At 54.5% G+C, this 25,922-nt stretch carries 27 protein-coding genes; 18 read left to right on the forward strand and 9 right to left on the reverse strand.

Features of this window, described 5'->3' with window-relative positions:
- Position 1: 1 nt before the first annotated feature.
- The 6 genes from paaH (at position 2) to paaY (ending at position 6,070) form a co-directional block, all read left to right on the forward strand.
- The gene (gene paaH / locus QLG21_RS10510) at positions 2 to 1,429 is read left to right on the forward strand and encodes a 3-hydroxyacyl-CoA dehydrogenase PaaH (protein WP_282484336.1); all 1,428 of its coding nucleotides are present in this window, start codon (positions 2 to 4) and stop codon (positions 1,427 to 1,429) included.
- Positions 1,419 to 1,841, forward strand: a complete 423-nt coding sequence (paaI, locus tag QLG21_RS10515) for a hydroxyphenylacetyl-CoA thioesterase PaaI (protein ID WP_006175071.1) — start codon at positions 1,419 to 1,421, stop codon at positions 1,839 to 1,841. The genes paaH and paaI overlap by 11 nt, the downstream gene beginning before the upstream one ends.
- Positions 1,841 to 3,046, forward strand: a complete 1,206-nt coding sequence (pcaF, locus tag QLG21_RS10520; protein WP_282484337.1) for a 3-oxoadipyl-CoA thiolase — start codon at positions 1,841 to 1,843, stop codon at positions 3,044 to 3,046. The genes paaI and pcaF overlap by 1 nt, the downstream gene beginning before the upstream one ends.
- A 25-nt stretch (positions 3,047 to 3,071) precedes the next feature.
- Positions 3,072 to 4,388, forward strand: a complete 1,317-nt coding sequence (paaK, locus tag QLG21_RS10525; RefSeq protein WP_282484338.1) for a phenylacetate--CoA ligase PaaK — start codon at positions 3,072 to 3,074, stop codon at positions 4,386 to 4,388.
- A 140-nt stretch (positions 4,389 to 4,528) separates the two neighbouring features.
- The gene (paaX, locus tag QLG21_RS10530) at positions 4,529 to 5,464 is read left to right on the forward strand and encodes a phenylacetic acid degradation operon negative regulatory protein PaaX (RefSeq protein ID WP_058608865.1); all 936 of its coding nucleotides are present in this window, start codon (positions 4,529 to 4,531) and stop codon (positions 5,462 to 5,464) included.
- 9 nt (positions 5,465 to 5,473) lie between these two features.
- The gene (gene paaY / locus QLG21_RS10535; RefSeq protein ID WP_282484339.1) at positions 5,474 to 6,070 is read left to right on the forward strand and encodes a phenylacetic acid degradation protein PaaY; all 597 of its coding nucleotides are present in this window, start codon (positions 5,474 to 5,476) and stop codon (positions 6,068 to 6,070) included.
- Positions 6,071 to 6,136: 66 nt separating this feature from the next.
- Here the strand turns inward: paaY and QLG21_RS10540 are convergent, their stop codons facing one another.
- A complete protein-coding gene (locus QLG21_RS10540; RefSeq protein WP_072208737.1) occupies positions 6,137 to 6,604 on the reverse strand; it encodes a DUF1348 family protein in 468 nt (155 codons plus the stop codon).
- 102 nt (positions 6,605 to 6,706) lie between these two features.
- Here QLG21_RS10540 and QLG21_RS10545 point away from each other — a divergent pair, with 102 nt between their 5' ends.
- Positions 6,707 to 7,303, forward strand: a complete 597-nt coding sequence (locus tag QLG21_RS10545; RefSeq protein ID WP_282484340.1) for a TetR/AcrR family transcriptional regulator — start codon at positions 6,707 to 6,709, stop codon at positions 7,301 to 7,303.
- A gap of 47 nt (positions 7,304 to 7,350) precedes the next feature.
- Here the strand turns inward: QLG21_RS10545 and QLG21_RS10550 are convergent, their stop codons facing one another.
- The 4 genes from QLG21_RS10550 to QLG21_RS10565 all read right to left on the reverse strand — a co-directional run bounded on the left by QLG21_RS10550 (position 7,351) and on the right by QLG21_RS10565 (position 9,677).
- A complete protein-coding gene (locus tag QLG21_RS10550) occupies positions 7,351 to 7,950 on the reverse strand; it encodes an NAD(P)H-dependent oxidoreductase (protein ID WP_088207335.1) in 600 nt (199 codons plus the stop codon).
- A gap of 74 nt (positions 7,951 to 8,024) precedes the next feature.
- Positions 8,025 to 8,618 (reverse strand): TetR/AcrR family transcriptional regulator, encoded by a 594-nt coding sequence (locus tag QLG21_RS10555; RefSeq protein ID WP_282484341.1) that lies wholly within the window; start codon positions 8,616 to 8,618, stop codon positions 8,025 to 8,027.
- An 89-nt stretch (positions 8,619 to 8,707) separates the two neighbouring features.
- A complete protein-coding gene (locus QLG21_RS10560; protein ID WP_282484342.1) occupies positions 8,708 to 9,478 on the reverse strand; it encodes a hypothetical protein in 771 nt (256 codons plus the stop codon).
- Position 9,479: 1 nt separating this feature from the next.
- Positions 9,480 to 9,677: a hypothetical protein gene (locus QLG21_RS10565; RefSeq protein ID WP_006175081.1), complete on the reverse strand. Its 198-nt coding sequence runs from the start codon at positions 9,675 to 9,677 to the stop codon at positions 9,480 to 9,482.
- 258 nt (positions 9,678 to 9,935) lie between these two features.
- On the opposite strand from QLG21_RS10565, the gene QLG21_RS10570 reads away from it, so the two are divergent.
- The 6 genes from QLG21_RS10570 to QLG21_RS10595 are packed head-to-tail and all read left to right on the forward strand — an operon-like array spanning position 9,936 to position 14,777.
- Positions 9,936 to 10,370: a nuclear transport factor 2 family protein gene (locus tag QLG21_RS10570; protein WP_006175088.1), complete on the forward strand. Its 435-nt coding sequence runs from the start codon at positions 9,936 to 9,938 to the stop codon at positions 10,368 to 10,370.
- The gene (locus tag QLG21_RS10575; RefSeq protein ID WP_282484343.1) at positions 10,367 to 11,086 is read left to right on the forward strand and encodes an SDR family NAD(P)-dependent oxidoreductase; all 720 of its coding nucleotides are present in this window, start codon (positions 10,367 to 10,369) and stop codon (positions 11,084 to 11,086) included. The genes QLG21_RS10570 and QLG21_RS10575 overlap by 4 nt, the downstream gene beginning before the upstream one ends.
- Entirely contained in the window at positions 11,083 to 12,339 is a 1,257-nt protein-coding gene (locus QLG21_RS10580; RefSeq protein ID WP_282484344.1) for an FAD-dependent oxidoreductase, read from the forward strand. Before QLG21_RS10575 ends, QLG21_RS10580 begins: the two co-directional genes overlap by 4 nt.
- Before the next feature lies 1 nt (position 12,340).
- On the forward strand, positions 12,341 to 13,060 hold the full coding sequence (locus QLG21_RS10585) for a DUF1365 domain-containing protein (protein WP_137848548.1): 720 nt from the start codon (positions 12,341 to 12,343) through the stop codon (positions 13,058 to 13,060).
- Positions 13,060 to 14,280: a cyclopropane-fatty-acyl-phospholipid synthase family protein gene (locus QLG21_RS10590; protein ID WP_006175092.1), complete on the forward strand. Its 1,221-nt coding sequence runs from the start codon at positions 13,060 to 13,062 to the stop codon at positions 14,278 to 14,280. The genes QLG21_RS10585 and QLG21_RS10590 overlap by 1 nt, the downstream gene beginning before the upstream one ends.
- Positions 14,277 to 14,777 carry a DUF2878 domain-containing protein gene (locus QLG21_RS10595; RefSeq protein WP_282484345.1) on the forward strand — a complete coding sequence of 167 codons (501 nt, stop codon included), beginning with the start codon at positions 14,277 to 14,279 and terminating at the stop codon, positions 14,775 to 14,777. Before QLG21_RS10590 ends, QLG21_RS10595 begins: the two co-directional genes overlap by 4 nt.
- A gap of 79 nt (positions 14,778 to 14,856) precedes the next feature.
- Here QLG21_RS10595 and QLG21_RS10600 read toward each other — a convergent pair whose 3' ends face one another.
- From QLG21_RS10600 to QLG21_RS10610, 3 genes are all read right to left on the reverse strand, one after another.
- Entirely contained in the window at positions 14,857 to 14,997 is a 141-nt protein-coding gene (locus tag QLG21_RS10600; RefSeq protein WP_153681594.1) for a hypothetical protein, read from the reverse strand.
- A gap of 141 nt (positions 14,998 to 15,138) precedes the next feature.
- Positions 15,139 to 15,441 (reverse strand): acid-activated periplasmic chaperone HdeB, encoded by a 303-nt coding sequence (hdeB, locus tag QLG21_RS10605; RefSeq protein ID WP_102890816.1) that lies wholly within the window; start codon positions 15,439 to 15,441, stop codon positions 15,139 to 15,141.
- Between the two features lie 44 nt (positions 15,442 to 15,485).
- On the reverse strand, positions 15,486 to 16,082 hold the full coding sequence (locus tag QLG21_RS10610) for a DUF308 domain-containing protein (RefSeq protein ID WP_088207328.1): 597 nt from the start codon (positions 16,080 to 16,082) through the stop codon (positions 15,486 to 15,488).
- A gap of 231 nt (positions 16,083 to 16,313) precedes the next feature.
- Between QLG21_RS10610 and QLG21_RS10615 the strand changes: the two genes are divergently transcribed.
- From QLG21_RS10615 to yfdE, 5 genes are all read left to right on the forward strand, one after another.
- Positions 16,314 to 16,943: a YfdX family protein gene (locus tag QLG21_RS10615; RefSeq protein ID WP_137848550.1), complete on the forward strand. Its 630-nt coding sequence runs from the start codon at positions 16,314 to 16,316 to the stop codon at positions 16,941 to 16,943.
- Positions 16,944 to 17,058: 115 nt separating this feature from the next.
- A complete protein-coding gene (frc, locus tag QLG21_RS10620) occupies positions 17,059 to 18,309 on the forward strand; it encodes a formyl-CoA transferase (RefSeq protein ID WP_137848551.1) in 1,251 nt (416 codons plus the stop codon).
- A gap of 51 nt (positions 18,310 to 18,360) precedes the next feature.
- Positions 18,361 to 20,055: an oxalyl-CoA decarboxylase gene (gene oxc, locus QLG21_RS10625; RefSeq protein WP_137848552.1), complete on the forward strand. Its 1,695-nt coding sequence runs from the start codon at positions 18,361 to 18,363 to the stop codon at positions 20,053 to 20,055.
- 63 nt (positions 20,056 to 20,118) lie between these two features.
- Positions 20,119 to 21,063, forward strand: coding sequence for a transporter YfdV (gene yfdV, locus QLG21_RS10630; RefSeq protein WP_088207324.1), 945 nt, complete (start codon positions 20,119 to 20,121; stop codon positions 21,061 to 21,063).
- A 69-nt stretch (positions 21,064 to 21,132) separates the two neighbouring features.
- Entirely contained in the window at positions 21,133 to 22,275 is a 1,143-nt protein-coding gene (gene yfdE / locus QLG21_RS10635) for a CoA:oxalate CoA-transferase (protein WP_282484346.1), read from the forward strand.
- A 49-nt stretch (positions 22,276 to 22,324) separates the two neighbouring features.
- On the opposite strand, the gene QLG21_RS10640 is transcribed toward yfdE, so the two are convergent.
- On the reverse strand, positions 22,325 to 25,918 hold the full coding sequence (locus QLG21_RS10640) for a transporter substrate-binding domain-containing protein (protein WP_282484347.1): 3,594 nt from the start codon (positions 25,916 to 25,918) through the stop codon (positions 22,325 to 22,327).
- Positions 25,919 to 25,922 lie beyond the last annotated feature (4 nt).

A 25,922-nucleotide genomic window follows, 5' to 3' on the forward strand; every position in this document is an offset into this window, starting at 1 on the left:
GATGGTGACGACGCTTCACACCGTCGCTGTGATTGGCAGCGGCACCATGGGCGCGGGGATTGCTGAAGTGGCGGCGAGCCATGGTCATCATGTCCTGATTTACGATATCAACGCCGAGGCCATATCACGCGCTATCGACGGTATTCACCAGCGCCTGATTTCGCGGGTAGGGCGCGGGAAGGTGTCCGCAGACGCCTGCGATCACATTCTGGCACGGCTGACCCCCGTCACCGACATTAACGCGCTTGCCGCGGCGGATCTGGTGATTGAGGCCGCGTCCGAACGGCTGGAGGTGAAAAAGGCGCTGTTTGCGACGCTGGCGGACATTTGCCCCCCGCAGACGTTACTGACCAGCAATACGTCGTCCATTTCCGTCACCGCCATTGCGGCGGAGATCGCGCATCCCGAGCGTGTGGCAGGGCTGCACTTCTTCAACCCCGCGCCGGTGATGAAGCTGGTGGAGGTGGTGAGCGGCCTGGCGACCTCGACGGAAGTGGCTGACGCCCTGTGCGAGCTGGCGCTGAACTGGGGAAAACAGCCGGTGCGCTGCCAGTCGACGCCGGGCTTTATCGTCAACCGCGTGGCGCGACCCTTCTATTCCGAAGCCTGGCGCGCGCTGGAAGAGCAGGTCGCTGCGCCAGAGGTGATTGACGCTGCGCTGCGCGAAGGCGGCGGCTTCCCGATGGGGCCGCTGGAGCTGACTGACATGATCGGTCAGGACGTTAACTTCGCGGTCACCTGCTCGGTGTTCAACGCCTTCTGGCAGGAGCGCCGTTTTCTGCCGTCGCTGGTGCAGCAGGAGCTGGTGCTGGCCGGGCGTCTCGGCAAAAAAAGCGGGAAGGGCGTATATGACTGGCAGGGCGATAAACCGCACGTGCCGTGGCTTGCGCCGGTGAGCGACAGCTACAGCCCGATGAGCGTGCAGCGAAAAAGTGACGGTGTCACGCAAATTGATGAGGTCCTGCTGATTGAAACCCGGGGCGAAACCGCGCAGTCGCTGGCGGTACGCCATAACGGCCCGGTCGTCGTGGTGGACCGTATCGAACGGGATGTGGCGGTTATCGCCGTCGCCGCCAGCAATCCGCGCTCCGCCACGCAAAAAGCGATCTTTTATCTGCAACAGCAGGGCCATCGGGTCGTGCAAATTGCCGATTATCCCGGACTGCTGGTCTGGCGCACGGTGGCGATGATTGCCAACGAGGCGCTGGATGCTCTGCAAAAGGGCGTCGCCAGCGAGAAAGATATCGATACCGCCATGCGGCTTGGCGTCAATTACCCGAGCGGCCCAATCGCCTGGGGGGAACGCCTTGGCTGGCAGCGTCTGCTGGCGCTGCTGGAAAACCTGCAACGACATTACGGCGAGGAACGCTATCGCCCCTGTTCCCTGCTGCGCCAGCGTGCGCTTCTGGAGAGTAGCTATGAGTCATAACGCCTGGCACAACGCCCGCACTATGTATGAACAGGACGCCTGCGCACAGGCGCTGGGGATCGACATTATCGAGATGGACGAGGGTTACGCGAAAGTCACCATGACCATCACCCCGCAGATGCTGAACGGGCATAAAACCTGTCACGGCGGACAGCTGTTCTCCCTGGCCGACACCGCGTTTGCCTACGCCTGCAACAGCCAGGGGCTGGCAGCGGTGGCCTCCGGCTGCGCAATCGACTTTCTCCGTCCGGGGTTTGCCGGAGACAGGCTGACCGCCACCGCGCGGGTGAAGCATCAGGGCAAACTGACCGGCGTATACGACATTGAAATTCAGAATCAACAACAGAAAACCGTCGCTCTCTTTCGCGGGAAATCTCACCGCATTGGCGGCAGTGTCACAGGAGAAGCCTGATGCGCGAAGCATTTATTTGTGATGGTGTTCGTACGCCAATTGGCCGCTACGGCGGGGCGTTATCCGGCGTTCGCGCTGACGATCTGTGTGCCGTGCCGCTGCGTGCGCTGCTGGCTCGCTACCCGCAGCTGGACGCGGAGCGTATTGATGACGTGATTTTCGGCTGCGCCAACCAGGCGGGGGAAGATAACCGCAACGTGGCGCGCATGGCGGCGCTGCTGGCGGGCCTGCCGCAGACGGTATCCGGCACCACCATCAACCGCCTGTGCGGCTCAGGGCTGGACGCGATTGGCTTTGCGGCGCGGGCCATTAAAGCCGGTGATGGCGATCTGCTGCTGGCCGGCGGCGTGGAGTCCATGTCGCGTGCGCCGTTTGTGATGGGCAAGGCGACCTCCGCCTTTCAACGCCAGGCAGAAATGTTCGATACCACGATTGGCTGGCGGTTTGTGAACCCGCTCATGCATCAGCAATTTGGTACTGACAGCATGCCGGAAACGGCAGAGAATGTAGCTGAATTGTTAAATATTAGCCGTGCCGATCAGGATGCCTTTGCACTGCGCAGCCAGCAGCGTACCGCGCGGGCCCAGGAAAACGGCGTTCTGGCGCAGGAGATTGTGCCGGTCACGGTTGCCGGTAAAAAGGGCGCGGTGACAGACGTTTCGGTCGACGAGCATCCGCGGGCAGACACCACCGCAGAACAGCTTGCTGCCCTGAAAACCCCGTTTCGCAAAAACGGCGTGGTCACGGCGGGGAATGCCTCCGGCGTGAACGACGGGGCGGCGGCGCTGATTATCGCCAGCGAATCTATGGCGCTTGCCCAGGGGCTGGTGCCGCGTACGCGAATCGTGGCGATGGCGAGCGCAGGCGTTGAGCCGCGTCTGATGGGGCTGGGTCCGGTACCCGCCACGCGTAAAGTGCTGGAGCGCGCCGGTCTCAGTATTACCGATATGGACGTGATCGAGCTTAACGAAGCTTTTGCGTCGCAGGCGCTGGGCGTATTGCGCCAGCTCGGTTTGCCGGACGATGCCGCGCACGTCAACCCGAACGGCGGGGCGATTGCCTTAGGCCATCCGCTGGGCATGAGCGGCGCGCGACTGGCGCTGGCAGCCAGCAATGAATTACACCGACGCGGCGGGCGCTATGCCCTGTGCACGATGTGTATCGGTGTGGGTCAGGGCATTGCCATGATCCTTGAGCGTGTTTGAGCAATCACACTGTGAGTACCCTACAATGACAAATACAACAATGCTTGATCCGATCGAAACCGCCTCCCTCGACGAGCTGCAGGCCCTGCAAACCGAGCGCCTGAAGTGGACGCTGCATCACGCCTACAGCAACGTCCCGATGTACAAACGCAAGTTTGACGCGGCGGGCGTTCACCCTGACGATTTCAACGAACTGGCGGATATCTGCAAATTCCCGTGCACCACCAAGCAGGATCTGCGCGATAACTATCCGTTCGACACCTTTGCCGTGCCGATGGAGCAGGTGGTGCGTATTCACGCCTCGTCCGGCACCACCGGCAAGCCAACCGTAGTGGGCTATACCCAGAACGACATCGATAACTGGGCCAATATCGTGGCCCGCTCCCTGAGTGCCGCCGGGGGCAGTGCGAAAGACAAGATTCACGTGGCGTACGGCTATGGCCTGTTTACCGGCGGGCTGGGCGCGCATTACGGTGCCGAGCGCCTGGGGGCGACGGTGATCCCGATGTCCGGCGGCCAGACCGAGAAACAGGCGCAGCTGATCCGCGATTTTCAGCCGGATATGATCATGGTGACGCCTTCCTATTGCCTGAATCTGATCGAAGAGCTGGAGCGCCAGATGGGCGGCGACGCCAGCCGCTGCTCCCTGCGTGTCGGCGTGTTTGGTGCAGAGCCCTGGACCCAGGCGATGCGCCGCGAGATCGAAAAACGTCTGGGTATCACCGCGCTGGATATCTACGGTTTGTCCGAAGTCATGGGGCCGGGCGTGGCGATGGAATGTCTGGAAACGGCCGATGGCCCGACCATCTGGGAAGATCATTTCTATCCGGAAATCGTCAACCCGAACGACGGGACGCCGCTCGCCGACGGCCAGCAGGGCGAACTGCTGTTCACCACGCTGACCAAAGAGGCGCTGCCGGTGATCCGCTACCGCACCCGCGATCTGACGCGTCTGCTGCCCGGCACCGCGCGCACCATGCGCCGCATGGATCGCATCAGCGGGCGCAGCGACGACATGCTGATCATCCGCGGCGTGAACGTCTTCCCGTCTCAGTTGGAAGAGGAGATCGTTAAGTTCGAACATCTCTCTCCGCATTACCAACTGGAGGTGAACCGCCGCGGGCATCTTGATTCACTTTCTGTGAAGGTGGAGCTAAAAGAGAGCAGCTTAACCCTGACCCACGAACAGCGCTGCCAGGTGTGCCACCAGCTGCGCCACCGCATCAAATCGATGGTGGGGATCTCGACGGACGTGACGATTGTTAACTGCGGCAGCATCCCACGCTCGGAAGGCAAGGCGTGCCGGGTGTTTGATTTGCGTAAGGTGGCGGCGAACGGTTGAGGTTTATTTCCCCTCACCCCAGCCCTCTCCCAAAGGCAGAGGGAGTCTTACGTACCCTCTCCCTTTGGGAGAGGGTTAGGGTGAGGGTACACCCCCTCATTCGTATGCTATGATTCATCCATAAAAAAAACCTCACCAGAATGAATCACATGAATAAACTTGATGCCTTTATCCAGCACGCCGTCAGCTCAGTACCCATCAGCGGGACATCGCTTATCTCTTCGTTATACGGCGATGCGCTGTCCCATCGCGGCGGCGAAATCTGGCTCGGAAGCCTGGCAGCCCTGCTGGAGGGGATGGGGTTTGGCGAGCGTTTTGTGCGCACCGCGCTGTTCCGTCTCAATAAAGAGGGCTGGCTGGACGTTTCGCGCATTGGCCGTCGCAGCTTTTACCGCCTGAGCGACAAAGGGCTGCGTCTGACGCGCCGCGCGGAGAATAAAATCTACCGCGCCGAACTGCCCGCCTGGGATGGCAAATGGCTGCTGCTGCTGTCGGAAGGGCTGGATAAAACCACGCTCGCCGACGTCAAAAAGCAGCTCATCTGGCAGGGGTTTGGCACCCTGGCCCCCAGCCTGATGGCGTCGCCGTCACAGCATCTGGCGGACGTGCAGTCGCTTCTGCACGACGCGGGCGTGGCGGAAAACGTGATCTTCTTTGAGGCCCACTCCCCGCTGGCGCTCTCCCGTGCCGCGCTGCGTGCGAGGGTTGAGGAGTGCTGGCAGCTTACTGAACAAAACGCGATGTACGAGACGTTTATCGACTCGTTTCGTCCGCTGCTGCCGCTGTTGAAAGAGGCCGCGCCGGAAGATCTCACTCCCGAGCGCTGCTTCCAGATCCAGCTGCTGCTGATCCATTTCTACCGTCGCGTCGTGCTTAAAGATCCGCTGCTGCCCGAGGAGTTACTTCCGGCGCACTGGGCGGGGCAAAACGCGCGACAGCTCTGTATCAACATCTACCAGCGCGTCGCGCCGGGAGCGCAGGCGTTCGTCACCGAGAAGGGCGAAACGTCCGTGGGGGAACTGCCCGTGCCCGGCACGCTCTATTACCAGCGCTTTGGTGGTCTGCATAGCGTTTAAGGAGACAGTATGCCTGTTTATCAAATTGACGGCCTGACGCCGGTCGTGCCCGAAGAGAGCTACGTTCACCCGACGGCGGTGCTGATTGGTGACGTGATCCTCGGCAAAGGCGTATACGTTGGCCCCAACGCCAGCCTGCGTGGGGATTTTGGTCGTATCGTCATTAAAGAGGGTGCGAACATTCAGGATAACTGCGTGATGCACGGGTTCCCGGAAGAGGACACGGTTGTTGAGGAGGACGGGCATATCGGCCACAGCGCGATCCTGCACGGCTGCGTGATCCGTCGAAACGCGCTGGTGGGGATGAATGCCGTGGTGATGGACGGCGCGATCATCGGTGAAAACAGCATCGTTGGCGCGGCGGCGTTTGTGAAAGCCAAAGCCGATATGCCTGCCAATTATCTGATTATTGGCAGCCCGGCCAAAGCGATACGCCAGCTCAGCGAGCAAGAGATGGCATGGAAAAAGCAGGGTACCCGTGAATATCAGGTTCTGGTGGAGCGCTGCAAACACACGATGCATCAGGTAGAGCCGCTGCGTGAAGTGGAAGAGGGGCGCAAGCGGCTGGTGTTTGACGAAAACCTGCGGCCCAAGTCGGCTTCATAGGGGTTAATTGTGTTACCTGAATGGGACTTCGATTAAGGGTCACACCTTCAGGTAACACCTGATTTCCTATAACCCAAGATCGCTCAAAGAGGGATGGTCGTCAGGGCGTCTGCCAAGCGGCCAGTGGTACAGCCGCTCCGATTCTTTGATGGGCATGTCATTAACGCAGGCGAAACGGCGCGTCATTAGACCATCCTTATCAAACTCCCAGTTCTCATTGCCATAAGAACGGAACCAGTTGCCTGAATCATCATGCCATTCATAGGCATAGCGCACGGCAATCCGGTTATCCGTAAATGCCCACAGCTCTTTGATCAGCCGATAATCCAGCTCCTTCTTCCATTTGCGGTCCAGAAAAGCCTGAGCTTCTTCCCGGTTGGTGGCGAATTCTGCGCGGTTTCGCCATTTCGTATCCAGCGAGTAGGCAAGGGCGACTTTTGCCGGGTCGCGGCTGTTCCAGCCATCCTCTGCCAGCCTCACTTTTTCAATGGCCGTTTCACGGGTAAATGGCGGTAACGGTGGGCGCGTATTCATAGTCATACCTCAGGTTGATATTAGGTAGACAGGTCTGTCTACTTACGTTAATCTATGCCTGAAAAATAATGCTGTCAATACATCATTTGAGGACGGAATTGGATGAAAACATCCATCAAAAATAAAGACGAGAAAATGAGCGTCAGGGATAAAATAGTGCTTACCGCGCATGACCTGTTTTATTCCACAGGGTTTAAAGCAACGGGCGTGGATACCATCATTAAGCAGGCACACGTCACCAAAGTGACGTTTTATCGCCATTTTCCGAGTAAAAGTTTACTTATTCTGGCCTATCTGAATTACCGCCATGAATTATGGATGAACGACTTCGTCACCGCGTTACGTCGGCATCTGGCGGAGGGTAAAACACCGGCGCAGGCCTTATCCGCAACGCTTCAGGGCTGGTTTATGTCGCCCGACTTCCACGGCTGTGCGTTTATCAACGCCAGCGCAGAGGCGAAATCAGAAGAGATTGAACGCGAGATAAAAGAAATATGCCGCAGCCATAAACAAGAAACAAAAGCCAATATTGCCGCGTTAACCCATATTACCGATGCGCAAATGCTTAATGAAATTATGATACTCATCGACGGGGCCATTATTCATGCGCAAATGGGTATGGAAGTGGAGGAGGTTATCGAACAACTGAAAAGCGGACTGGAAAAAATAACCGATCACGCTGCGTTGAGCGGGGCGTAATCGACGCATAAACGTGTGCCGATTACGCCACCAGTAAAGCGTAATGCTTAATGAATATGACCGAGCGTTTGCAGGAAATCCTCAACCTGCTGCGGCGTTGCGGTATCGGCCTGATAAAGAATATCAAGCTTCACGTTTTTAAGGCCGCAGAAGCCGAAAACGCCGTCAACGATCTGGGCCTGCATCGCGTTGGTGTAACCGTGTTTATCGAATCCGGCAAGGTCGCTACCGGCGGTAGCAATAAGGCGAACCGGCACGTCGCGTAAATTGCCCTGGATCCGGCCATCAGCTGCCACTTTGTACGCCCAGTTCAGGGTAAGTACCCGATCAAACCAGCCTTTCAGGATGCCGGGAACGGACCACCAGTAGATGGGGAAGACGAAGACCAGCATGTCTGCCCGATCAACCCGCTGCTGTTCACGCAGGATCTCGGCGGGAAGCGCGCTGGCGTCGCCGTGATACAGGTCAAGATCGGCACCGGACATCACCGGAGAAAAGCCTTCCGCATGAAGATCGGCTATCTCTACCTGCACACCTTGCTCACGCAGGGTCGCGGCAATACGCGCCGAGAGGGAATGGTTTAGGGCGTTTTTGACCGGGTGAGCCGTAACGATCAGCGCAGTATTTATTGCGGTTGTAGCAGACATAGCCACCTCACAAGGGGGAGTGAATGAGGTTTTATCTTACTATTGGTAACTTAGTTGTCAATCTGCCCATCCGTTCATTTTGTGCTATCGACGTAGGTATCCAGTACGCCAGACATCGCGCCGTTGAGCATCTCTTCGGCGACGTTACGCGCCAGAATCCCGTTACCGGCTGCGGTGCTGAGCGCGTCCGCCGCACCGATAATCGCCGTCAGCGCTGCTTCGCCCTGTACTCCTTTTAAGGTGATGAACGGCGCAAGCGCGGTGCGCAGGCAGTCTGAACAGTCGGCAACGCAGGCTTCGCGAAAATCTTGCAGCGCGCGGGACCCGGACAGGGCAGCCGCTATCGGGCCAGTTTCAGGCCCTGCGCTGATGGCGCAGTCGATATAGGCCGCACTGAAAAAACGAAGGGTGTCAGCGAGCGTTTTATTGTCCCTGTCCAGCGTCTCGCGGAATTTTTTGAGCTGTCGATCGCTGAAATCCTGGTAAAGCGCCATCAACAATCCCTCACGATCGCCAAAGTGATCGTAGGGAATGGGTTTGGTGACGTTCGCCCGCTCGGCCAGATAGCCCAGCGTGAGTGCTTCGGTGCCTTGCTGACGAACAATGCCGCGTGCAACCTCCAGTAACTGAACGCGACGATCTTCTTTTCTTAAGCGCTTAACAACCATATTCCCCCCTGAATTTATCTACTAAACGTAGTTTACACGCTTTGTCCTTGCGACAGTATGTAAAACGTTGGGCGCCGCTACGGGGGCGGCTAGCGGTCGGCGTTCTCCTCCTGAGCCATCTCCAGTGCGCTGGCACTGGCGGGGTCAAATAACGAAATGCTCTCAATCTGGTTGAGCATAATCACCTTGCGGAAGTCCATGGCGCTGCGCGGATCGGAATCAAGCGTAATGCCGTGCTCGTCGTACCATTTGCTGTAGTTATTTTCGATGCGCAGGTTCATCGTTTTTTCGTCGCGGTAGCCGCTCAGCATCGGGATGAGTACGATATTGGCCGTCTTTTCATACTCCAGCGTGGCGGTGTGGATCATGCCGATATAAATCCGCCGCGACCTCAGCGCCACCTGCGCCAGTTCCCCTTGCTCCATGCACTGATACAGCACCTGTTCGATGCCGCTGGACTGCGCCAGGCGCTTGTAGAGTTTTTTCCTGCCGTCACCGTCCAGCCTGGCGCTGCCCGCCCAGTTAGAACGGTACAGACAAAACAGGATGGCGAACGCCAGCATCACCACCACCGGAGCCTGGATCCCCAGGAAACTCCAGTTCATAAAATCAATTTGCCAGTCGGAATATTTATCCGCAGTGAAGTGGAACTTGTTGTCGGCGGCCGAGAGGGCCAGCAGTATCAGCCAGAGCAGGCCGGTGGCAATCACCCCCTGGAGAACGAAAATACAGCCATACAGCGCAACGAGAAAATAGACATCCCAGCCGAACGAACGCTTAATTTTGAAACGCGTTGAGAGATCGCGACTGGTGTACCAGTACCCACACACCATCAACACCATGAATATTGCCGTTCCCATTTCAGGCCCTCTTCAGCGCGTTGACATGGCGCAGAAAGTCCTGCCGTACCTCGTTACTTTTGTAGTTCACCGAGGCGTTTCCGTCCTGATCGATGATGATGCGGTCGCCATCCTCTACGGCTTCGATAATCTCCTGGTGACTAATTACCTGCAGAAGGGATTCCGGGCTGGCAAAGAGCGCCATCAGTAACCTTTTCATCTCATGACATCCTTATGAATTAAAAGGATAAGTCTGGAAGAGAAAAGGGATATTTTCCTTAAGGTTATCCCTAAAAAAATATGGGTGTGACGATGCTGTCTAATTTTGGCTGAAAACCTGCACTTGATGGATGATTTTATCTTGTTGAAAAGAAAAAGGTAAAATAAATAGTTGTGCACAAACTTGGACAAATAACGTTAATTGTGTAAGTTTAAATTATGTGATTACGCTACGTTATTAACGCCCAGGATGTGTCCCATGAGCACGTTGCCAACCGTTATCAGTCGCTTCGTTAACTATTACGTCGCGCTGGATACCCAGCCACCGTCGGCGCTGGCGGAGATTTATCATTCCGATGCCACGCTCGTCGATCCCTTTGGCGAACACCACGGGCTGTTGGCGCTTCAGCGCTACTTCACCCATCTGCTGGCCAACGTTCAGGAGTGCCGATTTACCGTCGATGCGCCGTTACAGCAGGGCGACCGCTTTGTGGTCACCTGGGTTATGCACTGGTCGCACCCGCGCATTGCGGGTGGGGCGTTGCGTCATCTGCCGGGGTGTTCCGTGGTGAACATGCACAACGATCGCATTATTCGCCAGCGCGATTACTACGATGCGGGAGAGATGATTTATGAGCATCTGCCCGTACTCGGCTGGGCCGTACGCGGCGTTAAGCGGAGAGTGAAATCATGAAAACGGTCCTGATTACCGGCGCAAGTTCGGGCATTGGGGCTGGGCTTGCGACATCCTACGCCGATGACGGCTACCGGGTGATTGCCTGCGGGCGCGATCCAGCGCGTCTGGCGTCGTTGCAACAGCACAGCCCCAATATCACGATTCGCCTGTTCGACATGACCGACAGGGAAGCCTGTCTCCAGGCGCTGCAGGGCTGCGCTGCCGATACGGTGATCCTCTGCGCCGGTACCTGCGAATATCTTGATAATGGCGTGGTGGATGCCGCGCTGGTCGAGCGGGTGATGACCACCAATTTCATGGGGCCGGTGAACTGCCTGGCTGCGCTGCAAACGCAGCTGGTCTCCGGCAACCGCGTGGTGCTGGTAAGCTCCATGGCGCACTGGCTGCACTTCCCGCGCGCCGAAGCCTATGGCGCTTCCAAAGCCGCATTGACCTGGTTTGCCAATACGCTGCGTCTCGACTGGGAACCCAAAGGCATTGCCGTCACGGTTGTTTCGCCTGGTTTTGTCGATACGCCGCTGACCCGTAAAAACGATTTCTCAATGCCGGGGCGGGTAAGCGTGGACGCGGCGGTAAAAGCCATCCGCCACGGGCTGGAAAAAGAGAAGGATCATATCGCGTTTCCCGCCGGCTTTAGCCTGGTGCTGCGCCTGCTCTCCGGCCTGCCGGACGTTCTTCAACACGCGCTGTTGCGCAGGATGGTGCGACCATGAACATCGCGATTATCGGCAGCGGCATTGCCGGGTTAACCTGCGCCTGGCGGCTCGCCGGGCACCATCAGGTAACGTTGTTTGAAGCGCAGCCCACCCCTGGTGGTCATACCGCGACGGTGGATATCGACACGCCCCAGGGCACGTATGCCATCGATACCGGCTTTATCGTCTACAACGACCGCACCTATCCGCGCTTTATGGGGCTGCTCAGTGAACTGGGCATCAGCGGGCAAAAAACGCAGATGAGTTTTTCGGTGCACAACCCACAGAGTGGGCTGGAGTACAACGGTCACACCTTGACGTCGCTGTTTGCCCAGCGCCGTAATCTGGTTAACCCTGCGTTCTGGACGCTGCTGAAAGAGATCGTACGCTTTAACCGGCTGGCAAAACAGACGCTTAAGGCGGAGATTGACGAGCGCGCCACGCTGCAAACCTTCCTGCAACAGCACGGCTTCACGCCGTTCTTTGCGCGTCACTACATACTGCCTATGGGGGCGGCTATCTGGTCTTCATCGTTGCAGGAGATGAAGCGCTTCCCGCTGCCGCTCTTTTTGCGCTTTTTTGAACACCACGGCCTGCTGGACGTCACGCATCGTCCGCAGTGGTACGTGGTGCCGGGCGGCTCCCGAGAGTACATCCGCGCCATGATGGACAAACTGGGAGACCGCCTGACGCTGCACCTCAGCGCGCCCGTGCAGCAGGTTATCCGCCACCCGCAGGGGGTCGAGATTGCGGTAGAGGGCGAAAGTCACACCTTCGATCAGGTGATCTTTGCCTGTCACTCCGCCCAGGCGCTGGCGATGCTCGCCGATCCAACCCAGGCAGAACGCGAAGTGCTGGGGGATATCGGCTGGCAGCGTAATGAGGTCGTGCTTCACAGCGATCCACGCTGGCTACCGGTGCGTAAGCGTGCGTGGGCCAGCTGGAACTATCGCCTGAGCGAACAGGATCAGGCCAGCGCCTGCGTGACGTACAACATGAACATTTTGCAGGGCCTGCCCGCAGGCAGCCCGCTGTTTTGCGTCACCCTCAACCCGGAAACGCCCGTAGAAGACCGCTTTGTCCTGCGCCGTTTTGTCTATGAGCATCCGCTGTTTAACCCGAAAAGCTGGCGCGCCCAGGCGCGACGCGGAGAAATAAACGGGCAGCAGAAAAGCTGGTTCTGCGGGGCGTACTGGTACAACGGTTTTCACGAAGATGGCGTGCGCAGCGCGCTGGACGTGGTCAACGCGATTGCGGGCGAGGGGAACTGAGATGAACAGCTGCCTTTACCACGGCGCATTGCGGCATCGCCGCCTGCAGCCGACAGCGCATCGCTTTACCTACCGCGTCTTTATGGCCTGGCTCGATCTGGATGAGCTGGACGCGCTGCCCAGCGTAGGCGTGCGGCGAAACCGCTTTGCGCCAGCGGCGTTTTATGATGCGGATTACCCGCTGGGCACGCCGCTTAAAGAGCAGGTCCTGCTGCGGCTGGAAAGCCTGACCGGCGAACGCCCGGCAGGAAGGGTCATGCTCCTGACGCAGCTGCGTTATTTCGGCTTCCATTTTAATCCGGTCAATTTCTACTACTGCTATGACGCCCAGGACACCCTGCGTTGGGTGCTCGCCGAGGTACGCAACACGCCGTGGAATGAACGTCATTACTACGCGGTGGAGGGGCAGGACGCGCAGCCCACGGTGAAAGCGTTTCATGTTTCGCCGTTCAACCCGATGGACATGGTCTACCACTGGCGCTTCAACAGCCCGGACAAGACGCTGCACATGCATATTGAAAACCATCAGGCGTCCAGGGTGTTTGATGCCACGTTGACGCTGCGCCAGGAGCCGCTAACGCGCGGGGCGTTGCGATCGCTGCTGGTGCGTATTCCGTTGATGACCCTTAAAACCGTTTTTGCGATTTACTGGCAGGCGCTCAGGTTGTGGCTGAAACGCGTGCCGCTGCATAACCATCCCCTCAGCAGGAGTGAACGCTAATGAGCGATCCCGTCTTTGTGCTTGAACCCGATATCCCGCGCAATGTTCGCGTCGCGCGCTGGTTACTCTTTCGCCTGTTGAAGGGCTTACGCGGCGGCTCGCTGACGCTGCGTGATGGCGCGCAGACGTTCCAGTTTGGTGATACTTCTGCCGCGCTCCACGCCCAGGTGCAGGTTCTCTCCCCGGGCGTGTACTGGCGCATCTTAACCGGTGGCAGCCTCGCCGCGGCGGAAGCCTGGATGGATGGCGAATGGGAGACGTCACAGCTCACGCCGCTGCTGGAGTTGATCGCCCTTAACAGCCAGATCCTCGGCCAACTGGAAAAAGGATTTCGCCTGTTCGGTAAGCCCGTGGAACGGCTCCGCCACTGGATGCGGCGCAACTCGCGTGCTCAGGCGCGTGACAATATTGCCGCCCATTACGATCTCGGCAATTCCTTTTACGCCCATTTTCTTGATGAGCAGCTGCTGTACTCCAGCGCGCTGTTTACTGCTGATACGCAGGATCTCACTGCGGCCCAGCAGGCCAAGATGGCGAGGCTCTGCGACCAGCTGGCGCTCAGTGAGAACGATCACCTGCTGGAGATTGGCACCGGCTGGGGGGCGATGGCGGAATACGCCGCCCGACATTACGGCTGCCGGGTGACCACCACCACCCTGTCGCAGGAGCAGTACCACTGGGCGACGGAACGGATCGCCCGGGCGGGGTTGCAGGATCGCGTCGAGGTGTTGCTTTGCGATTACCGCGATCTGACCGGGGTCTACGATAAGCTGGTGTCGATTGAGATGATTGAGGCCGTCGGACAGCAGTACCTGCCGACCTTTTTCCGGACCTGCCAGTCGCGTCTGCGCCCGGGTGGGCGCATGGCTATTCAGGCCATCACCATCCAGGACCAGCGCTATCACGCCTACAGCAAAAGCGTTGATTTTATTCAGCGTTACATCTTCCCCGGCGGCTTTTTACCCAGCATTACCGCCATGAACGCGCTGATGACGCGCCATACCGATTTTGTGGTACGTAACCTCTTCGATATGGGCCCCGATTACGCCCGGACGCTGGCCCACTGGCGGCAGCGTTTCGTTCACGCCTGGCAGGAGATTGAAAAGCTGGGGTTTGATGAACGTTTCCGCCGGATGTGGCTGTACTATTTTGGCTACTGTGAAGCCGGGTTTAACGCCCGCACCATCAGCGTGGTGCAACTGACTGCGGAACGCGTATGAAACGGTACGGGCAGGTGTTCCTGCTGGCTATCGGGTTTGATCTCTACTGGACGCTGGTGGTGCTGTTTCGCGAGCAGGGGCTTGTCATCTGGTTTGCGCTGGCGGTGCTGGCCTGGCTGATGCTGCCGCCATCATACCGGGGGTATGCCCTGGTGCTGGCCGTCACGGGCGGGCTGCTTGATACCCTCTGGGCGCTGACCGGGCTCATCACCTTCACCGGTGCATCGCTGATGCCGCTATGGATGATGGCCCTGTGGCTGATGTTTGCCTGCGTCTGGACGCAACTCACCCGCACCACCACCTTGCCGGGCTGGCTGCTGACCGCGCTGGCGACCCTGGGCGGGCCGGTGGCCTATCTCATCGGTGAGCGTCTGGGGGCTATCACGTTTCAGGAGCCGACCTTTATCGTCATCAGCTGGATGATCCCCGGCTGGCTGGTACTGATGCTGTTTTTCCACCTGCTGATGGGAGACAACAATGAGAAATTTGTTATCTGAAGGCGTTGTATCCGGTCAGGCGGCGGGCAATGCTCTCAGTACGGCAATCATCTATTTAATAAAACCAGCACATGTGAATTTAACATTGCTGAATGATGATTTCGGATAATGTTTTTACAAAGTGATAGGCCAGTTTTGCCGGAACAATTGATGGGGCGCACAGATGATCCAGAAGGCAAAAAAAAGCCGGAAAGAGCACGGCGGCAGTGATTATTTTCATTTCGTTATTCCTGCTACAGTAAAGTGTTACTTTACTCAAATGCTGTAAAAGTATCGTGGAGAGAGGGGGCCATTTTTGTAGGGTTTGAACCACGAATGACTTTTCAGGCCCCAGCGATATGACGCATGAGGCCTGCGGAATTTAGCGGATGTCATTAATCCATTGTTGAAGTTTAGACTCAGGTTTAGATTTGCAGATTTTAATCAGCAAGGGCACGGATGTGGTATCGACTTCATGCCAGTCAACGTAATCACCCCCTTTAAACTGTGTGTCTTTGTTAATGATCCAGAAAGCCACTGGCGTCATCGCTTTTGGGTTCATATCAACAAATTCTTTGCAGGTCATATCCTGCGGGATATTCTCGTTGAGTTTCTCTGCATGAGCCATGCCGATCGATGTCGTGAACGTGGCAATAACAAGAAATGATTTACAAATATTTTTCATCGCGTTTGTCCTGATGTTAGATAGTCAATAAGATAGAAGTCATGTTAAGCGTAATGAATTGCTGATCTTTTTAGCAGGTGCCAAAATTTGTTATAAAGAATGAAATAGGTAAATGAACTGGATATCATTTCCAGACCAATAAACACCGATGTCAGCACAAAAGTTGTGTCTTCGTTGGCGCCCAGCCAAATGAAAGCAATAACCAAATCCAAAAAACCGATCAGCATACACCAGTAACGGCCGACCATGATGGCGTTTTTAAAGGCCGCAGAGAGACGACATATACCGGCCAGCAAAAATACAAAGCATATTGTTGCCGAGAGTATATTCATTCCGACGAGTGGGCTCAGAAATACCGCGACGCCCATAACTGAATAGATCAGACCGAAGATAATCAAACAAAAGATAGCCAGTTTTCCACTTTTTCTGAAGGTGTAGATGCTGGTCAGGGAAAAAATACCGCAGGCGACGAGTAATACACCGGTTAAGTAACTGAGTGCAACCCCGGCATAAAAGGGGAAAAACAAACATAATATACCGCAAACCAGCAGCAGCAAGGCAAGGCTAAAGGCGGTTTTTTTATATTTCTCAAGAATCTTTTCATTGAGCCCGTTCAGGGTATTACGATCAATAAGCAACATTACTACACCTTTGTTTTGAGATGGAATTTAATAGGGCGACTGTTAAGGGTTATTTTATTGATGCCATAGTGAGTTGCCCATCAGAAAATGTGCAACACACCCTCGTCTGGTTCTTACACGTGTCATCCACATCGCTCAAAACGGCCTCGTCGCTCTGATATTAACCCGTGTTTGCAAAGGCTAATATGACTTCGGTTTCACTTAATATTTAAATCAAAGGAAAATTCAATTATGAAACGTTTTGCATTGGTCACCCTGGTTGCAGCCATGATTGCAGCGGCCCCCGCGCTAGCGTCAGCAGCGACAGAATCGACAACTTCTGATTCCGCTACGAATGTAACTGCACAGCAGGTCCGCGCCGCCGATCAAATTGCCGCTCAGGGAAAGAACGCACTTCACGATATTCAATTAGCCCGCGTGGCCTTATTTCAGGGACACCCGGATAAAGCTGAAACACTGACAAATCGTGCCGCAGCGCTGTTGGCCGATGACAGTACGGACTGGTCAAAATACTTCCGTACCAATAAAAAAGCAGGCCTAAAAGATGACAACTATGTGGCCGTTGATGCCGCGATGGGTATTTCTGAGGATTTCGTCGCGTCACCAGAAAAACAAGAGGCTATCAAGCGAGCCAATAAAAAACTAGAAAGTGGTGACAAAAAAGGCGCGTTCGAAGAACTACGTCTGGCCGGTATTAGCGTAATGGAGAACGTCTGCCTGATGCCGCTGAAGCAAACCCGCAGTGCTGTTGTAAAGGCTAAAAAGCTGCTGACCGAACATAAGTATTATGAAGCCAACCTGGCGCTGAAAGGGGCAGAGGACGGCATTGTGATGGACAGCACTGCGCTTGTCGCCGACTAGCCAATCTTTTTTGATGTCGGAGAAGAGCTAAATACCGACGTTATTTCCCTCGCAGAGGCACTCACCCTGTGGACGGTGTCTCTGCGCATAGCATCTTTTGAGTAAAGGTATCATCATGTCTACTCCTCTTCAGGGTATTAAAATTCTGGATTTTACCGGTGTGCAGTCTGGTCCATCCTGTACGCAAATGCTGGCGTGGTTTGGTGCAGACGTCATTAAAATTGAACGACCAGGCGTGGGCGATGTGACACGCCGCCAGCTGCGAGATATCCCGGATATTGACGCGCTCTATTTTACGATGTTGAACAGTAATAAGCGTTCGCTCGAATTAAATACCAAAACTGCTGAAGGAAAAGCAGTGATGGAAAAATTGATCCGCGAAGCCGATGTGTTGGTCGAAAATTTTCACCCTGGTGCTATCGATCACATGGGATTCACCTGGGAACATATTCAGGAAATTAACCCACGACTTATTTTCGGCTCGATTAAAGGATTCAACGCATGCTCTCCTTACGTCAATGTGAAGGCATACGAAAATGTCGCCCAGGCAGCAGGCGGAGCAGCGTCTACAACTGGCTTCTGGGATGGTCCGCCGCTGGTGAGCGCTGCGGCCTTAGGAGACAGTAATACGGGTATGCATCTGTTGATTGGGCTGCTTGCCGCGCTTTTGCACAGGGAAAAAACGGGCCGCGGCCAGCGCGTCACCATGTCGATGCAGGATGCGGTTCTTAATCTTTGTCGCGTAAAACTGCGCGATCAGCAGCGTCTGGAAAAAGTGGGCTATCTGGAAGAGTATCCGCAATATCCTGATGGAACGTTCGGCGATGCTGTTCCTCGCGGAGGGAATGCTGGCGGTGGCGGTCAGCCTGGATGGATCCTGAAATGCAAAGGATGGGAAACCGATCCTAACGCGTATATTTATTTTACCATTCAGGAGCAGAACTGGGCCAATACGTGTAACGCTATCGGCAAACCGGAATGGATTGACGATAACGCTTACAACACCGCGAAGGCGCGGCAGCCAAAAATTTTCGAGATTTTTGATGTTATCGAAAAATATACATTGACTCTGGATAAGCATGAAGCCGTGGCTTATCTCTCCTCATTTGATATTCCCTGTGCCCCGGTACTCAGCATGAAAGAAATCGCGCATGATCCCTCATTAAGAGAGAGCGGCAGCGTCGTCGAAGTTGAGCAACCTTTGCGTGGAAAATATCTGACGGTGGGATGCCCAATGAAATTCTCAGGGTTTACGCCTGAAATTAAATCAGCCCCTCTGTTGGGCGAGCACACGGTTGAGATCCTGAAGGAGCTCAATTATAGCGATGACGAGATTACGGCGCTCAAAAATAGCAACGCCATTTAATTTTAGAGGAGCGTTGGCTCCTCTTTTTAAAGACTTCAGAGGCAATTCATAATGTCGGAAGAACAAGAACTGACTGACGGTATGCATATTATCGTCGAGGCACTTAAGCAAAACAATATTGACTGTATTTATGGGGTCGCGGGTATTCCCATTACGGATATGGCGCGACATGCACAGGAGGAAGGCATTCGCTATATCGGTTTTCGTCACGAGCAATCAGCAGGTCATGCTGCGGCCATCCGCGGATATCTCACCCAAACGCCGGGAGTTTGTCTGACCGTTTCCGCGCCAGGCTTTATGAACGGGCTGGCAGCCCTTGCCAATGCCACGGTAAACGGTTTTCCGATGATTATGATCAGTGGCTCCAGCGACCGTGCCATCGTCGACCTTCAGCAAGGCGATTACGAAGAGTTGGACCAGATGAATGCGGCTAAACCCTATGCTAAAGCCTCTTATCGTGTCAACAAGCCAGAAGATCTTGGTATTGCGCTGGCACGCGCTATGCGTGCAGCGACGTCCGGGCGGCCGGGAGGGGTGTATCTCGATCTGACGGCAGGCGTTTTGTCCGCTACGCTGAGCGTCACCGAGGCCCAAAAAAGTATTGTTAAGCTTGACCAACTGGCCTTCAGGCAGCAGCCGGATGACGTTTCGATCCTTCGTGCGATATCGCTGCTGGAAAAGGCTGAACGTCCGCTGGTCATCCTTGGAAAAGGAGCGGCGTATTCTCAGGCTGATGAAGCGATCCGCGACTTTATTGAGGGTATTCAGATCCCCTTTCTTCCTATGTCCATGGCCAAGGGACTGCTGGAAGACACGCATCCGCTCTCGGCGGCGGCGGCGCGTTCGTTTGCACTGGAGAATGCCGATGTCGTGATGCTTGTGGGGGCCCGTCTCAACTGGCTGCTCGGTCACGGTAAAAAAGGGTGGTCAGAGGATGTGCAGTTTATTCAACTGGATATTGAACCTCAGGAAATCGACAGCAACCGAAAAATTGCTGCACCGGTTGTGGGCGATATCAGCTCAGGAATGGAGAAAATGGTGTCTGTATTGACCCAAAATCCGTTCAGCGTACCCCTGGCGTGGCGCGATATCCTGAACGTCCATAAACAGGTCAATACCGATAAAATGCAGGCGAAAGTGAACACTGTCACCGCTCCGCTGAACTATTTCAACGCGCTTGGAACGATCCGCGATGTGCTCGCCGACTACCCCGATATTTACCTCGTCAATGAAGGGGCCAATACGCTGGATAATGCGAGAAACATTATCGAAATGTATAAACCTCGCCGCCGCCTGGATTGTGGGACCTGGGGTGTTATGGGAATAGGGATGGGCTATGCCATCGGAGCCAGCACCACAACCGGCAACCCGGTGGTGACGATTCAAGGCGACAGTGCGTTCGGATTTAGCGGCATGGACATCGAAACCGTCTGTCGGTACGGCCTGCCTGTGACCGTCATCATCTTCAATAACAACGGGATCTATCGCGGTGATGGGAAAGATCTCAGCGGCAAGGGCGACCCCTCACCGACAGATCTGCTACGCCACGCGCGCTATGACAAACTCATGGATGCCTTTGGTGGGCTGGGCTTTAACGCGACAAACGAAGAAGAGATCCGTCACGCGCTCACGGCCAGCATTGAATCCAGAAAGCCTTCAATCATTAATGTGGTGATTGATCCAGAGGTGGGCACAGAGAGCGGTCATATTACAAGGCTGAATCCTAAACATCTGGCCAGTCATTAAGACACTCCCCGCATTAACTTCCCCTCTGGTGTAGCGCAGAGGGGAGACCGTAAGGATATCGTTATGTTTACTTTTTTTACCGGCGATTTGTTGCCCATCATCGTCGTTATGCTGCTGGGGTATGTCAGCGGTAAGCGCCAGGCTTTTGATGAGGAGCAGGCAAGGGCGCTTAACAAGCTGGTGCTAAATTATGCGCTCCCTGCGGCACTCTTTGTGTCGATTGCCCGAGCGAATCGCGACATGATCTTTGCCGACTCCCGGCTGACGCTGATTTCGCTGGTTGTCATCGTGGGCTGTTTTCTGTTTTCCTGGTTCAGCTGTTACAAATTCTTCAAACGAACCCGGGCGGAAGCAGCAGTCTGCGCGCTGATAGCGGGTTCACCCACGGTAGGTTTTCTTGGGTTTGCCGTGCTTGACCCCATCTACGGTGCCTCGGTTTCAACTGGGCTGGTGGTCGCCATCATCTCGATTATTGTGAATGCGATTACGATTCCTCTCGGGTTGTATTTACTCAACCCTGCTGAGGGTAAAGAGGGCATGAAAGGAGGCAAATTTGATGCGCTTATATCTGCAGCTAAAGAACCGGTAGTCTGGGTGCCGCTGCTGGCCACGATTTTGGTACTGCTTGGTATAAAAATTCCGGCTTCCTGGGATCCGTGCTTCAATCTCATCGCCAAAACTAACTCGGGTGTAGCGGTATTCGCAGCCGGGCTTACGCTGGCGGCCCATAAGTTCGAACTCAGTCTGGAGATTGTTTATAACACCTTCCTTAAGCTGATACTTATGCCGTTGATTTTGCTGATCGTAGGCGTGCTATTCCATCTCAATGCGGAGCAGCTCCAGATGACCGTTTTGGTTGGCGCACTGCCTCCAGCCTTCTCCGGCATTATCATCGCCAGTCGGTTTAATACCTATACACGTTCCGGTACCGCCTCCCTGGCTGTCAGCGTCGTGGGTTTTATGATCACTGCACCGATGTGGATATACATCAGCCGCCTCTTTTCTTAAGTCGCACTTTCGCATTTTGGTTGCGAGAAGCCTTGATGGTTTTTCGCAACCCACACTGAGCTTAACGTCATGAATGAAACGAACGTACCAGGGCCTTTTAGCGGCCTTCTGGTGATTGATATGACACATGTACTGAATGGCCCGTTCGGTACGCAAATTTTATGCGACCTGGGCGCACGCGTGATTAAAATCGAGCCGCCCGGCCACGGAGATGATACCCGGATGTACGGCCCGTTTCTAAACGGTCAGTCTTTATATTACAGCTTCGTTAATCGGGGCAAAGAGAGCGTGGTGCTCGATCTTAAGACCGACACGGACCGGGCAGTCTTCGTCAATATGCTGAAAAAAGCCGATGTGCTGGCAGAAAATTTTCGCCCAGGGACGCTGGAAAAACTAGGATACTCGTGGAAGACCTTACAGACGATTAATCCCCGGCTTATCTACGCATCGTCGTCAGGGTTTGGTCACACCGGGCCACTGAAAGATGCCCCTGCGTATGATACCGTGATTCAGGGCATGAGCGGCCTGATGATGGAGACTGGTTTTCCAGACGGGCCTCCCGTTAGGGTGGGAACCTCTATTTCCGATCTGTGTGCGGGGCTGTATTTGTTTAGTGGTATTGCCAGCGCTCTATACGGACGGGAAAAAACGGGGCGCGGCGTACAGGTGGATATCGCGATGTTTGATTCGACGCTCACGTTTCTTGAACATGGAATGATGAGCTACATCGCCACACACCACACGCCACCACGTCTTGGCAACCGCCATCCCTATATGGCGCCCTTTGACGTATTCAGCACAGCGGATAAACCCATCAGCATTTGTTGTGGGAACGACAAGTTGTTCGACGCATTGTGTTGCGCACTTGGGCGAGCGGAGTTGACCGTCGACCCGCGTTTCGCCACGAACCTGCAGCGTGTGGCAAATCAGGCGGAGCTTAAGGCAGAAATTGAGGCGATAGTATCCAGACAACCCTCCGCCGTCTGGCTGGCGCGCCTGGACGATGCAGGTGTGCCCGTAGCCCCCATTTTGACCGTGGCAGAAGCGGTAGAACTCCCGCAGACGCAGGCCAGAAATATGATGATTGAAGCCGGTGGCGTACGGATGCCCGGTAATCCAATTAAGCTCAGCGGCTATCAGGATCCGCATTACCGCACCGGAGCGGCCACGCTTAACCAGCATGGCGAGGCAGTCCGTAGGGAATTCACCTAAGAAATCCTTTCCCGAAAGAAGGATGACAGCGCTTCCGGGAAAGGGTAGATCAGGCGTCAGCGTTGGTAAGATAGTGTGCAATCTCCTGTTCAATTTCGCCCGAGCAGGCTTCCAGTTTTTCCATTTGCTTTGTAATTATCATAGCGTCAGGTGGAGTGACCAGGGACTCGAGCTGGTGGCATATTTTGCGCAAATCTATCAGATTAAGTATGCCGGCGGAGCCATGAATACGATGGATACGTTTTTTGAACGCCGGCCAGTCCTCCTCCTGCCACGCCAGTTTCGCCAGGGATAAATCTTCATGGAGAGCGTCGATGAAGGTCATCAGGATTTCGCGTATGAGCTCCGGATCATTTTCGGTATCGGCCTGAAGCCTTTCGATATCAAGATGTTGATACGCGGTAGAAGGTGCCGTGACGACATTCAGTTGGCTCAGGTGGATTTTTAGCCTATCCAGGGTTAGGGGTTTAAACAGACACAGATCCATGCCATGGCTCAGCGCGCGCTCACGTTCGTGCGTTTGCGCATTGGCAGTGAGTCCCCATATCGTTAGCGGATGATTTTTCTGACGTAGCGCCTGCGTCAACTCGAACCCGTCGAGTTTCGGCATGTTGATATCAGTTATTAACAAATCAACATGCTGCTCACTGGCCTTGATAAGCGCATCCTGGCCATCGCAAGCCTCTGTCACGGCATAGCCAAGCGTATTCAGCTGTCTTTTAAGAAGGAGACGATTGGTTGGGTGATCGTCCGCAATAAGGATCTTTAAACGGGCTGAGAGCTGACAGGAATTCTGATGGTTATCGGCTACCATGCTCTTGCGTAACATTATGGCAACGGGGATAGAAATGCTGAAAGTCGACCCAACGCCAGGACAACTTTTTACGCTAATCTCACCCTGCATTTTGGCGACAAGCTGTTTGCAAATAAGCAATCCAAGCCCTGAGCCCGTTTGCTGACGCCCACATCGTGTCTGGCTGTAAGGCTTGAAGAGCACTTTTTGCTCCTCTTCGCTTAACCCGCAGCCGGAGTCTTTGACGTGGATAACCAGTCTTGCCGTGTCGTTATCTTCCTGCGTCAGCGAAGCATTAAGCGTTACGCCACCTGCCTCTGTAAATTTCAACGCATTGCTTAACAGGTTGTTAAGGACCTGCTTGATTGCCTGAGGATCAATCATGACCAGGGTATTTTGAGCAATAGAACTGTCAATCGTTAAGGCAATGTTTTTTCTGGCGGCGAGCGTGTGGTAGGCACGGTAAATCATCATGAGATGGTCTGCCAGGCCAACCCATTCGGGCTGCAACTGATACTTGCCGGACTCTATTTTGTCGACGTCCAGGATTTCACCAATCAGGCCAAGCAGAGATTGTCCTGTTGAATACGCGAGTTTCATGGCTTCCGCCTGTTGTTCAGCGGACTGTGTTTGACTGGCGAGCAGTTCCAGAAAACCCATAATGGAGCTTACCGGTGTTCTAATCTCGTGACTCATCGTGGCCAGGAATTGACTCTTGGCTACCGTCGCGTCAATGGCTTTGTTTTTTTCAACCTCGAGTGCATGAATGAGAGAATGCGTTTCAGTGATGTCTTCCCAGCCACAAATGAACACCCTGTCTGCGCTGGCAGGCATGTCGCAAAAGGTCACCCAGTGTTTAATATAACGCGTCGCCAGGCCATTACTGATTTCAAACTCGCACGTAATGATGGGACGATAGCCGTCCTCGTCGAGTTGCAAGCCCGACAATTCGGCCATGATGGTTAAGAATGGCGAATGCGGATGCGTTAAGGGCAACGATGCTGTCGCGTAGTATTCCGGGGTGAAATACTGGGCAAACGCGCTGTTATGACTGGCAATAAGACCTGAGGGCTCAACCACATAGCTTGGGTTGGGTAAAGAATCTGACAAGGCTTTGCGAAAGGAGATTTGATTTTCCAGATCGCCCTGTATCGCTTTACGACGATTCACTTCGCGTAGCAGATAAAAGCCCCAAAGCAGGCTACTGACTATAAGTGACACCGCAAGAGCTGTGACAATGTAAAACTGCTGGCTATAAAGATCCCATGTATCGATTGTGACATTGGGCATCTTTGTCCATTTTTCGGTTAAGCGCAGCAATTCGCTCGGCGGTAAATTATTCAGGGCTTTATCAATAATACTTTTCAACTCAGGTTCACCGCGAGGCAGGGCAAAGGTAATTGCCGCACGAGGAATATCCTGAATGCGAAAGAAAATCTGCGAATCCGGATAGTAATGGTCGAGCATATATTGCGCCGTGGGCTGTAAGGTAACTAGCGCATCAAGCTTACCTTCCTGAACCTGATGAAATGCTGCACTCGCATTGTCAACCGCCACCCATTCCACATCAGGGTGCTGCGCTTTCAGCGTTTCTCCTAACCCGTAATAAGGGGGTAATCCGACCTTCATACCCGGCAGAATTTTGTGGATTTTCATCCGATCTTTTTTTATGACATAGACATAGGGTGACATCATGAGTGCATTGGTGAAAGCGACCTGATGTTCACGTTGCTCTGTATAGATTGCGCCAGGAAAAATATCCCAGTTTCCTTCAGGATGAAGGGCTTCCCCCGAGGGTGTCACGGGGGAAGAGACAGGCACAAATTTCATTCCCGTTTGCAGCTCGATGATATTAAGCAGATCGCCCATCATGCCGCGAGGGGTTCCTTCTTTATCGGTGATGAGAAAAGGAGGGTGGAAGGACGTTACCAGCACATTGACCGTTGGGTGCTTTTTTATCCATTTCCTTTCCTGCTTCGTTAGCGCCAGAGGCTGGTTAATAAAATCCAGATTGCCGACATTAAGCCAATTTTGCGCAACATCCCGTCTGACCTCATTCGTCAGACTTTTGACAAACCTGTTCAGGATCTCGGGCAGTACGGGCATCTCTTTACGGGTGAAAAAGAAGCTGCTTTTACACGGGCAATCATAATATTTGATAGTATTGAGAGAGTGTGTGAAGTAGCGGGAGATTAACGTACTAGTCACGATATTGCTGCCGATAAAATACAGATTATCGCCGGACGAAACGGAGGCAAGCGCCTCATAGTAATCGTCATAATCGATAATGGTGGCATTGGGGAATGAACGATAAATGTCCGAGTTCGTTGGATAGCCTTTCACCCGAGCAATGCTCACGGGCTGGTGAGTACCGATGGGGCTCATGGTGTTTTCAATCGTGGTTACCAGCACCGGATAGGTGGTGATAAGGGGTCGGGAGACGTTAAAGGAGACATCTTTCGGACGTGTGTTAAGCAGGTCCGTCAGCATGACGTCGACATCACCATTCTTTAGCGCGTTAGCTGCATCACTCGCTTGAGGATAGATCCGCAGCACGATATTAACCTTGAGGTTTTGCTGCAGTAATCCCAGATAATCGACGTTGATCCCTTTCGCTTTTTGATCAGGAACGGTTTGCAGCAGCGTCGAATGCATGGTGCGGTCGATGGCAATAAAAAATTGCTTCTTGCTGTTGAGCCAGCGAAGCTCGTCATCAGTTAAACGCAAATCGTCCAGTTCGACGCTGCCATTGGTGTACTGAATATTGACATCCGTGTAAGTTGGTAGGGCAAAGACATGTACATGGAAAAAGAGAAAAAAGGGGATGACAAAAACGTTGATCAGATGCATTCGG

Source organism: Enterobacter sp. V87_3, from assembly GCF_029967835.1.
GTDB lineage: Bacteria > Pseudomonadota > Gammaproteobacteria > Enterobacterales > Enterobacteriaceae > Enterobacter > Enterobacter cancerogenus.